Annotated in this window: 11 protein-coding genes and 1 pseudogene; 1 reads left to right on the top strand and 11 read right to left on the bottom strand. The window is 62.1% G+C overall.

Features of this window, described 5'->3' with window-relative positions:
- The 11 genes from APH30_RS24030 to ffh all read right to left on the bottom strand — a co-directional run.
- Positions 1-328 (bottom strand): response regulator transcription factor (locus APH30_RS24030; RefSeq protein WP_054913961.1); only part of this gene is annotated, 328 nt, incomplete at its 3' end.
- 177 nt (positions 329-505) lie between these two features.
- On the bottom strand, positions 506-1,915 hold the full coding sequence (gene thrC, locus APH30_RS24025) for a threonine synthase (RefSeq protein ID WP_009683448.1): 1,410 nt from the start codon (positions 1,913-1,915) through the stop codon (positions 506-508).
- 168 nt (positions 1,916-2,083) lie between these two features.
- Positions 2,084-3,388, bottom strand: coding sequence for a homoserine dehydrogenase (locus tag APH30_RS24020; RefSeq protein ID WP_009683447.1), 1,305 nt, complete (start codon positions 3,386-3,388; stop codon positions 2,084-2,086).
- Between the two features lie 82 nt (positions 3,389-3,470).
- Positions 3,471-4,214 (bottom strand): DsbC family protein, encoded by a 744-nt coding sequence (locus APH30_RS24015; RefSeq protein ID WP_029888038.1) that lies wholly within the window; start codon positions 4,212-4,214, stop codon positions 3,471-3,473.
- Between the two features lie 152 nt (positions 4,215-4,366).
- Positions 4,367-5,263 carry a site-specific tyrosine recombinase XerD gene (gene xerD, locus APH30_RS24010; RefSeq protein ID WP_054913960.1) on the bottom strand — a complete coding sequence of 299 codons (897 nt, stop codon included), beginning with the start codon at positions 5,261-5,263 and terminating at the stop codon, positions 4,367-4,369.
- A 171-nt stretch (positions 5,264-5,434) separates the two neighbouring features.
- Entirely contained in the window at positions 5,435-5,842 is a 408-nt protein-coding gene (locus APH30_RS24005; RefSeq protein ID WP_009683444.1) for an acyl-CoA thioesterase, read from the bottom strand.
- Between the two features lie 94 nt (positions 5,843-5,936).
- Positions 5,937-6,287: a 50S ribosomal protein L19 gene (gene rplS / locus APH30_RS24000; protein WP_003252148.1), complete on the bottom strand. Its 351-nt coding sequence runs from the start codon at positions 6,285-6,287 to the stop codon at positions 5,937-5,939.
- A gap of 42 nt (positions 6,288-6,329) precedes the next feature.
- Positions 6,330-7,082 (bottom strand): tRNA (guanosine(37)-N1)-methyltransferase TrmD, encoded by a 753-nt coding sequence (gene trmD / locus APH30_RS23995; RefSeq protein ID WP_003252146.1) that lies wholly within the window; start codon positions 7,080-7,082, stop codon positions 6,330-6,332.
- A 3-nt stretch (positions 7,083-7,085) separates the two neighbouring features.
- Positions 7,086-7,622, bottom strand: a complete 537-nt coding sequence (gene rimM / locus APH30_RS23990) for a ribosome maturation factor RimM (protein WP_009683442.1) — start codon at positions 7,620-7,622, stop codon at positions 7,086-7,088.
- A 5-nt stretch (positions 7,623-7,627) separates the two neighbouring features.
- Positions 7,628-7,879, bottom strand: coding sequence for a 30S ribosomal protein S16 (rpsP, locus tag APH30_RS23985; RefSeq protein WP_008094480.1), 252 nt, complete (start codon positions 7,877-7,879; stop codon positions 7,628-7,630).
- Between the two features lie 247 nt (positions 7,880-8,126).
- Positions 8,127-9,503, bottom strand: coding sequence for a signal recognition particle protein (gene ffh / locus APH30_RS23980; protein WP_009683441.1), 1,377 nt, complete (start codon positions 9,501-9,503; stop codon positions 8,127-8,129).
- 311 nt (positions 9,504-9,814) lie between these two features.
- Here ffh and APH30_RS23975 point away from each other — a divergent pair.
- A pseudogene (locus tag APH30_RS23975) lies at positions 9,815-10,100 on the top strand (inner membrane protein YpjD); the annotation flags it as partial.

The raw sequence follows: 10,100 nt of genomic DNA, 5'->3' as shown, positions 1-10,100 counted from the left end.
ACAACGGCCAGGGCAGCTCGGCGAGTACCCACAGGCCTTGCTTGCGCGCCTCTTGGGCCAGGTCGAAACGCTGCGGCGCAGGCTGGCCGACGAACAACAGGGCACGGGCCTGTGCCAGCCGTGCGAGCAGGGCACGGCCGGCCCTGGTTGGCATGGCATGGTCGAGAATCAGCAGGTCTGGGCGGCGTTCGGCGCCAAGGCGGGCATCCAGTTCAGCGGTGGTCGCGCTGATGCGCACAGCGAACACGCCTTGCGCGTTGAGGGCCTGGTGCAGCAGGATCTGGTGCGATGGGCGTGCCTGATGAATCAACACGACGGTCTGGTGCATGAGCCGCTCCTGATGGGAGGACCGGCTAATTTAGGCGCTGGTGAATGCCGCCTGAATAGGATGATTCTGATTAAGCTGCGGGAACTGGCTATACCGCGTCAGCTGAAGCCAACGCGGTTGCCTGCAGGAGCGGCCTTGTATCGCGACGGGGCTGCGCAGCAGCCCCAGGCACACCCGTTACAATGGCTTGCCACGGTTGCCATGCTGGCTGACAAAGCCCTGTACCGCTTTCAGGTCATTGGCCAGCACCGTGCAACGCTCCTCACGACTGAACAGGTCGCTGAGGTGCGCCGGCAGCTCGAGTGCCTTGCCCACACCGGCCTTTTCTACCGCTTCAGGGAACTTGACCGGGTGCGCGGTACCCAGCACCACCATCGGCGTGTCCAGGTTGCGGCGGCACTCACGGGCGGCCTTGACGCCGATCGCGGTGTGCGGGTCGAGGACCTCGCCAGTGGCAGCGAACACCTCGGCGATGGTCTCGCAGGTCTGCTCGTCGCTGACGGCCAACGAATCGAACAGCTTGCGGGCTTCGGTCCAGCGGTCCTGCTCGACGCTGAAGCCGCCACCCTGCTTGAAGTTGGCCATCAGTTCGGCAATTGCGCCACCGTTGCGGCCGTGCAGGTCGAACAGCAGGCGCTCGAAGTTGGACGACACCATGATGTCCATCGACGGCGACAAGGTGGCGTGCAGGGTTTCCTTGACGTACTGGTTGCCGCTCATGAAGCGGTGCAGGATGTCGTTGCGGTTGGTGGCGACGATCAGCTGGCTGACCGGCAGGCCCATGTTGCGCGCCAGGTAGCCGGCAAAAATGTCGCCAAAGTTGCCGGTCGGCACCGAGAACGCCACGGAACGCGACGGCCCACCCAACTGCAGGGCGGCATGGAAGTAGTAGACGATCTGGGCCATGATGCGCGCCCAGTTGATCGAGTTCACGGCCACCAGGCGGGTACCCTTGAGGAACGACTGGTCGGCGAAGCTGGCCTTGACCATTTCCTGGCAATCGTCGAAGTTGCCTTCGATGGCGATGTTGTGGATGTTGTCACCGAAAATGGTGGTCATCTGCCGGCGCTGTACTTCCGACACGCGCTGGTGCGGGTGCAGGATGAAGATGTCGACGTTGTCGCAACGGCGGCAGCCTTCGATGGCCGCGGAGCCGGTGTCACCACTGGTGGCGCCGATGATCACCACGCGCTCGTTGCGCTTGGCCAGCACGTGGTCGAGCAGGCGCCCGAGCAGTTGCAAGGCAAAGTCCTTGAACGCCAGGGTTGGGCCGTGGAACAGCTCGAGTACCCATTCGTTGCTGTTCAGCTGGCGCAGCGGGGCCACCGCTGCGTGGGCGAACTCGCCGTAGGTTTCTTCGAGGATCTTCTTGAAGTCGGCGTCGGCGATGCTGCCTTCAACGAACGGGCGCATGACCCGGAAGGCCAGTTCGTGGTACGGCAGGCCGGCCCACGAAGCGATTTCTTCCTGGGTGAAACGTGGCAGGTTTTCCGGCACATACAGGCCGCCGTCACTGGCCAGGCCAGCCAGCAGCACGTCTTCGAAATTCAGGGCCGGTGCCTGGCCGCGGGTACTGATATAGCGCATGGGTGCAAACCTTTGATTTGAGCGGCAAGCTGCGAGCGGCAAGCTACAAGAAAAGCCGACTGGCCTTGCTCTTGTGCTCTGCATCTCGCTGTTCCCGCGAATTAACTCTGTTCGAAGCCTCAAAACTGCACTGCCTTCACTTGCACCTTGCAGCTTGAGGCTTGCCGCTTAATTGAGCTGCTCGACGCGAATGCGCACAACCTTGCCGACCACGTCCTGCAGGGCTTCCAAGGCGACGATGGCATCATTGATGCGCTGCTCGACCACGCCGTGGGTGACCAGGATCATCGGTACCAGGCCGTCCTGTTCCTCGGCTTCCTTCTGCATGATCGACTCGATGTTGATACCACGCTCGGAAAGGATGCTGGCCACCTGGGCCAGCACGCCTGGGTGATCCTTGGCCTGGATACGCAGGTAGTAGGCGCTCTCGCAGGCTTCGATCGGCAGGATCGGGTGGGCCGACAGCGAATCGGGCTGGAAGGCCAGGTGCGGTACGCGGTTTTCCGGGTCGGAGGTCATGGCACGGACCACATCGACCAGGTCGCCAACCACCGACGAGGCGGTTGGCTCCATGCCGGCACCGGCACCGTAGTACAGGGTCGAACCGGCGGCGTCACCGTTGACCATCACGGCGTTCATCACGCCGTTGACGTTGGCGATCAGGCGGTCGGCGGGGATCAAGGTCGGGTGCACGCGCAACTCGATGCCTTCAGCGGTGCGCCGGGCCACGCCCAGGTGCTTGATGCGGTAGCCGAGGGCCTCGGCGTAGTTCACGTCAGCGGTGGTCAGCTGGGTGATGCCTTCGGTGTAGGCCTTGTCGAACTGCAGCGGAATGCCGAACGCGATGGAGGCGAGGATGGTCAGCTTGTGCGCAGCATCGATGCCTTCGACGTCGAAGGTAGGGTCGGCTTCGGCGTAGCCCAGCGCCTGGGCTTCGGCCAGCACATCGGGGAAGGCCCGGCCCTTCTCGCGCATTTCGGTGAGGATGAAGTTGCCGGTACCGTTGATGATGCCGGCCAGCCAGTTGATGCGGTTGGCTGACAGGCCTTCACGGATGGCCTTGATCACCGGGATGCCGCCGGCCACGGCCGCTTCGAAGGCGACGATCACGCCTTTTTCGCGGGCCTTGGCAAAGATTTCGTTGCCGTGCACGGCGATCAGCGCCTTGTTGGCGGTGACCACGTGCTTGCCGTTCTCGATGGCCTTGAGCACCAGGTCGCGGGCGATGGTGTAGCCGCCGATCAGCTCGATGACGATGTCGATCTCGGGGTTGCTCGCAACGTCGAACACATCAGCGGTAATGGGGGTACCGGTAATCTGGCAGTTCGGGTTCTGCGAGCGCATGGCGATCTGTGCCACTTCAATACCGCGCCCGGCACGACGGGCAATCTCCTCGGCGTTGCGCTGAAGTACATTGAAGGTTCCGCCACCGACGGTCCCCAACCCACAGATGCCTACTTTGACCGGTTTCACTGTGAACTCCCCATTGAACGGCCGGCACCTTGCCGACCGTGAAACATGCCGTCACCCCATGACGACGGCGTACTGAATTGGATTACTTGGCCAGTGCCAGCTTGGCGACCTGTGGCGCCGGCTGGTAGCCCGGAATGACCTGGCCGCTTTCCAGCACGATGGCCGGCGTGCCGTTGACACCGATCGACTGGCCCAGCTGGAACTGCTTGCCGACCGGGTTGGCGCACTTGGCCGCCTTGATTTCCTCGCCTTCGACCATTTTGTCCATCGCCGCGCGGCGGTCGCTGGAGCACCACACCGCCTGCAATTGCTGGTCACCCGGCGAACCGAGGCCCTGGCGCGGGAAGGCGACATAGCGCACTTCGATACCGCGGCGGTTCAGTTCAGGCACTTCGGCGTGCAGCTTGTGGCAGTACGGGCAGGTGGTGTCGGTAAAGACGGTGATATGCGACTTGGTTTCGCCCTTGGCAGGATAAACCACCATCTCGGCGGCTGGAATGCCGTTGATGAGCTTGGCCACGCCTTGGCGTTCGGTTTTTTCGGTAAGGTTGACCGGCTTGCCGTTCTGGATCTGGAACAGATACCCCTGCATCACGAACTGGCCATCGGCGCTGGCGTAGAGCACCCGGCCGCCCTGCAGCTTGACTTCGTACAGGCCGTTCAGCGGGCTGCTGGCCACGCTTTCCACGGGTACTTCCAGCTCGAGGTTTTGCAGTGATTTACGGATGGCCTGCTCGGCACCGGCATTGCTGTCGGTTGCCGCGGCAAGCGCAAAGGTACTGGCCAGCGCCAACGCGGCGGCGGCGAAAAACTGGGTCACGCGCATGGGAACTCCTGAAGGCGGACAGGGACCGGAGGGCGCCACCGGCGAAAAAGAGCGGTGAGCGTGCGGCCCTTGGTGCAAACCGCCCAAGCCTACCACATCACGCTGCTGGTGAAGGGCCTGGCAAGGACCGGTCGGCGGAACATGAAAAACATTCATCCACGCGGGTGGTGCTGGGCGTGCAACTGTTGCAGGCGAGCCTTGGCCACATGGGTGTAGATCTGCGTGGTCGACAGGTCGCTGTGGCCCAGCAGCATCTGCACCACGCGCAGGTCGGCGCCATGGTTGAGCAAATGGGTGGCAAAGGCATGGCGCAGCGTATGCGGGGACAGCGGCTTGTCGATACCGGCCACGCGGGCATGGTGCTTGATGCGGTGCCAGAAGGTCTGGCGGGTCATCTGCTCGCCGCGAAGGCTGGGGAACAGTACATCACTGGGGCGGCCATTGAGCAGATCGGCACGGCCACCGCGCAGGTAGCGCTCCAGCCATACCACGGCTTCTTCGCCCATGGGAACCAGGCGCTCTTTGCTGCCTTTGCCCATGACCCGCAGCACGCCCTGGCGCAGGTTGACCTGGTCGAGGGCCAGGCTGACCAGTTCGGTGACGCGCAGACCACAGGCGTACAGCACTTCGAGCATGGCGCGGTCACGCTGGCCGATGGCCTCGCCCAGGTCCGGGGCCTGCAGCAGGGCTTCGACGTCCGCTTCGGACAGCGACTTGGGTAAAGGCTTGCCCAGTTGCGGCATGTCGACCTGCAAGGTCGGGTCGATGGCCACCAGCTTTTCCCGCAACAGGTAACGGAAGAAGCCGCGCAGGCCGGAGATGAAACGTGCCGTGGAACGCGGCTTGTAGCCCTGCTCCAGGCGCCAGGCCAGGTGGTCGAGGATCAGGTCGCGGCCAGCGTCGGGCAGCGCCACGGAGCGCTCATGCAGCCAGCCGTTGAACAGGGCCAGGTCACTGCGGTAGGACACGCGGGTGTTGTCGGACAGGCCTTTCTCAAGCCACAGGGCGTCGAGGAACTGGTCGATCAGGGGGTGGTCTAGGGCGGGCATTCAGGGCTGCTGAGTGTTGGAGATGGGGCTAGTGTTTCACAGCAGCCTGGGGGTTGTCTGTACCGGCCTCTTCGCGGGCACGCCCGCTCCCACAGGGCCTGCACAGGCTTTGAAAGCTTTGCATGGCTTGTAGAAGCGAGCGCGCCGGCGAAAGGGCCAGTGCAGAAGAACTCAGGCCTGGGGCAAAACCGGCACCGGGCGCTTGTCCTCGTCGATGGCGACAAAGCTGAACACCCCATGGATCGCACGTTCACGGCCGTCCAGGTACATGTTTTCTACGAACACATCCACTTGCACCTGCAAACTGGTGTTGCCGACCTTGATCACCGTGCCCACCAACTCGACGATCGAGCCGGCCGGGATCGGGTGCTTGAAGTCGATGCGGTCGGTGGACACGGTCACCAGCGGCAGGCGGCAGAAGCGCGTGGCAGCGATGAACGACACCTCGTCCATCCAGGCCAGCGCAGTACCGCCGAACAGGGTGTTGTGGTGGTTGGTGGTGTTGGGGAACACCGCCTTGGTCACGCGGGTAACCGACAGTTCGGTGCGGCGCTGAATTTCCTGGTCTCGGGTAGTCATCGCAATTCGATCTTCTGAAGGTTGAAAAGCAAAAAAGCAGCCCGAAGGCTGCTTTTCTCTCGCTAGGCGGCCTCGGCCACCGGGCAAACTGTACTCAGGACAGTTTTTCCTTGATGCGAGCGGCTTTGCCGGACAGGTCGCGCAGGTAGTACAGCTTGGCTTTACGCACGTCACCACGACGTTTCACGGCCAGGCTGTCGATTTGCGGGCTGTAGGTCTGGAAGGTACGTTCTACGCCAACGCCGCTGGAGATCTTGCGCACGGTGAAGGCGCTGTTCAGACCGCGGTTACGCTTGGCGATAACGACGCCTTCGAACGCCTGCAGACGGGAACGCTCACCTTCCTTCACTTTAACCTGAACGACAACGGTGTCGCCTGGTGCGAAGGTCGGGATTTCCTTGCTCATCTGCTCGGCTTCGAGCTGCTGGATGATCTTGTTGGTCATGCTGTGCTCCTAAGATGGATACGCGATCCACCATCGATACGTTTAACTATCGTCCCGCTCGCGGAGATATTCCTCGAGCAGCTTCTTCTCTTCTCCAGAAAGCGAGCGACTTTCCAGAAGATCGGCGCGTCGTTCGAAGGTCCTACCAAGGGACTGCTTCATCCTCCAACGCCGGATGTGTGCATGGTTGCCACTTAGCAACACGTCGGGAACACGCTGATCCGCATACACCTCAGGCCGGGTGTAGTGCGGGCAATCAAGCAGACCGTCGGTAAAGGAATCCTCTTCCGCCGAGTCCACATGCCCTAAAGCTCCGGGCAGCAGCCGCGTAACCGCATCGATCAGTACCATGGCCGGCAGCTCGCCACCGGAAAGCACATAGTCACCAATCGACCACTCCTCATCGACATGAGCCTCGATAAAGCGCTCGTCGATGCCCTCATAACGACCGGCGATCAGGATCAACGACTCCTGTTCGGCCAGGCCTTTGACCGCTTGCTGAGTCAGCTTGCGGCCTTGTGGCGAAAGGTAGATCACCTTCGCCGCAGCTCCGGTTGCCTGCCTGGCGCTAACCAGTGCATCTTCCAGAGGCTTGATTTTCATCACCATGCCCGGACCACCGCCAAACGGCCGATCATCTACCGTGTGGTGACGATCTGTGGTGTAGTCCCGCGGGTTCCAGCAAGTCACCTGAAGCAACCCTTGTTTCACCGCGCGGCTGGTAATGCCGTACTCCGTGATGGCCGAGAACATCTCGGGGAACAACGTGATGACATCTACGCGAAGGTTACCCATCGTTTAGAAATCCGCGTCCCACTCAACCCGCATCGTGCCTGCTTCCAGGTCGATTGCCAGCACGCATTGCTCCGTATAGGGCAACAGCCGCTCGCGATCATCCAGGCTGCCCGCACAGGGCTTGACCACCATTACATCGTTCGCGCCAGTCTCCAACAGGTGATCGACCTTGCCGAACAGGTGTTCGTCCTGGTTGATGACCTTCAGACCCACCAACTGGTACCAGTAGTACTCGTCGGCAGCCAGGTTGGGCAAAAGGCTCCGCGCAATGCAGATTTCGTAACCGCTCAGAAGCCGGGCTTCATCACGATCATCGAGGCCTTTCAGTTTCACGACCAGGCCCTTTTGGGAGCCACGACCGCTGACCAGCTCGACCTGCTTTACCTTGCCTTCGTGCCGAAGCGTCCAGCGCGGATAATCCAACAGGTTTTCAATCGGATCGGTAAAGGAATACACCTTCACCTCGCCGCGAACGCCGTGAACCGAAAAAATCTTGCCAACGACGATGAGGTCGTCAGCCTTTTCTGGCGTCGCGTTCATACGTTTCAGGCAGCGGCCTTGGCAGCGTCCTTCAGCAGCTGAGCAACGCGCTCAGACGGCTGTGCGCCCTGGCTCAGCCAGTAGGTGACGCGCTCCTGGTTGACCGACAGCTTGACTTCGGCGCCCGATGCGATCGGGTTGAAGAAGCCAACGCGCTCAACGAAACGGCCGTCACGGGCGTTACGCGAGTTGGTCACGGTCAGGTGGTAGAATGGGCGCTTTTTCGAGCCGCCACGGGCCAGACGAATGGTTACCATGTGAACATCGTTCCTATAGTCGGTGTTGCAGTTTTTACTGCAAATCTGAATGCCAAATAGGCACACGGGTGCCCAAAAGGCCGCATATTCTCGGGGAATACACGGACATTTGCAAATGACTTTTTCGGCAAGGCACCGCCCCGCCGTCCAGATTTGCCGGTTGCGCCGCGAAATTCGCGGCCGTTGCCCCGCCATGGCGGGGGTTCTGGATGCCTGCCCGACGAAAGGCAGGCACCCGGAATACGTGTTACAGCTTGGGCATGCCGCCGCCCGGGAGCATACCGCCCAGGCCGCGCATCATCTTGGCCATGCCGCCCTTGGCAGAGAACTTCTTCATCATCTTCTGCATCTGCTTGTGCTGCTTGATCAGCCGGCCGATGTCCTGCACCTGGGTACCGGAACCCAGGGCGATACGGCGCTTGCGCGAACCGCTGATCAGGTCAGGGTCGCGGCGCTCGGCCGGGGTCATGGAGTTGATGATCGCTTCCATCTGCTTGAACTGCTTCTCGGCCGCGCCCTGGGCGTTGCCCATCTGCGACAGGTTGACCCCGCCGATGCTCGGCAGCTTGTCCATCAGGCCACCCAGGCCGCCCATGTTCTTCATTTGCTGCAGCTGGTCGCGGAAGTCTTCGAGGTCGAAGCCCTTGCCCTTCTTCAGCTTCTTGGCGAGCTTGTCGGCCTTGGCCTTGTCGATGGTCTGCTCGGCCTGCTCGATCAGGCTGAGCACATCGCCCATGCCCAGGATGCGCGAGGCCACGCGGTCGGGGTGGAACGGCTCGAGGGCCTCGGTTTTTTCACCCATACCGATGAACTTGATCGGCTTGCCGGTAATGGCACGCACCGACAGCGCAGCACCGCCACGGGCGTCACCGTCGACCTTGGTCAATACCACGCCAGTCAGCGGCAGCGCCTCGCCAAAGGCCTTGGCGGTGTTGGCGGCGTCCTGGCCGGTCATGGCGTCGACCACGAACAGGGTTTCGATCGGCTTGACCGCAGCGTGCAGCGCCTTGATCTCGGCCATCATGTCGGCATCGATGTGCAGGCGGCCGGCGGTGTCGACGATGACCACGTCGATGAACTTGAGCTTGGCTTCGCGGATGGCCGCTTCGGCAATGGCCACCGGCTTCTGGCTGATGTCGGACGGGAAGAAGGTGACACCGATGTCGTTGGCCAGGGTTTCCAGCTGCTTGATCGCCGCCGGGCGATAGACGTCGGCGGACACCACCATCACGCTCTTTTTCTTGCGTTCCTTGAGGAAGCGCGCCAGCTTGCCAGCGGTGGTGGTCTTGCCGGCGCCCTGCAAGCCGGCCATCAGTACCACGGCAGGCGGGGCGGCATTGAGCGCCAGGTCTTCGTTGGCCGCGCCCATGAGGCTTTCCAGCTCGGCCTGCACGATCTTGACGAACGCCTGGCCCGGGGTGAGGCTGCGTGACACTTCGGTGCCGACCGCACGGTCCTTGACGCTGTTGACGAAATCCTTGACCACCGGCAGGGCGACGTCGGCCTCGAGCAGGGCCATGCGCACTTCGCGCAGCGTGTCCTTGATGTTGTCTTCAGTCAGCTTGGCCTTGCCGGTGACGTGGCGCAGCGTCTGTGACAGGCGGTCGGTCAGGTTTTCGAACATGGTGATCCTTTCAGGCCCAGTAAAAGCCGAGGTTTGTCAGGCGCCTGCAGGGAAAAACATACCCGCCAGGCACAGCAAGGCGGCGATTATAGCGAAGTGCGGCGGCGGCGCCCACCTTGGCTTCCGAGCGGCAAGCTGCAAGCTGCAAGCTGCAAGCAAGAGTCGATGCGCGGGATGGCTGCTTTTTCTTGAAGCTTGCCGCTTGAAGCTTGAAGCTTGCCGCTTAAAGCCCCCCGCTTCAGGCTTGCAGCTTCCAGCTTGCAGCTCACTATGCCAAACTCCGTCTCTTTAAGGCTCGCCAATCAGGACTTATGTTCTCCTCACCCAGCCTCATCCCCAACCTGATCGCCGCCGGCCTTTATATAGCAGCGGCCATCTACCAGGGCTCATACCTCGCCCAGGGCCGCAAGGCCGACAAGCGCCTGCTTGGCCTGCTCGGTGCCGTTGCGGTGCTGGCCCAGGCCGGCGCACTGTTCTTCCAGCTGATCACCCCACTGGGCCTGAGCCTGGACTTCTTCAGCGCAGCCAGCCTGATCGCCGTGGCAGTGATTGCCCTGACCCTGCTCGCCTGCCTGCGCATACCGGTGGAAAACCTGC

Origin of the sequence: Pseudomonas sp. NBRC 111127 (assembly GCF_001320345.1) — a bacterium.
Lineage (GTDB): Bacteria > Pseudomonadota > Gammaproteobacteria > Pseudomonadales > Pseudomonadaceae > Aquipseudomonas > Aquipseudomonas juntendi.
Note: the sequence above shows the minus strand (reverse complement) of the source record. Positions and strands in the feature narration are given on the sequence as shown.

What these genes read in the sequence shown, in the direction of transcription:
- thrC (WP_009683448.1), bottom strand. Translation starts at nt 1,915, where the DNA reads ATGCGCTATATCAGTACCCGCGGCCAGGCACCGGCCCTGAATTTCGAA.
- APH30_RS24015 (WP_029888038.1), bottom strand. Translation starts at nt 4,214, where the DNA reads ATGCGCGTGACCCAGTTTTTCGCCGCCGCCGCGTTGGCGCTGGCCAGT.
- xerD (WP_054913960.1), bottom strand. Translation starts at nt 5,263, where the DNA reads ATGCCCGCCCTAGACCACCCCCTGATCGACCAGTTCCTCGACGCCCTG.
- APH30_RS24005 (WP_009683444.1), bottom strand. Translation starts at nt 5,842, where the DNA reads ATGACTACCCGAGACCAGGAAATTCAGCGCCGCACCGAACTGTCGGTT.
- rplS (WP_003252148.1), bottom strand. Translation starts at nt 6,287, where the DNA reads ATGACCAACAAGATCATCCAGCAGCTCGAAGCCGAGCAGATGAGCAAG.
- trmD (WP_003252146.1), bottom strand. Translation starts at nt 7,082, where the DNA reads ATGGGTAACCTTCGCGTAGATGTCATCACGTTGTTCCCCGAGATGTTC.
- rimM (WP_009683442.1), bottom strand. Translation starts at nt 7,622, where the DNA reads ATGAACGCGACGCCAGAAAAGGCTGACGACCTCATCGTCGTTGGCAAG.
- rpsP (WP_008094480.1), bottom strand. Translation starts at nt 7,879, where the DNA reads ATGGTAACCATTCGTCTGGCCCGTGGCGGCTCGAAAAAGCGCCCATTC.
- ffh (WP_009683441.1), bottom strand. Translation starts at nt 9,503, where the DNA reads ATGTTCGAAAACCTGACCGACCGCCTGTCACAGACGCTGCGCCACGTC.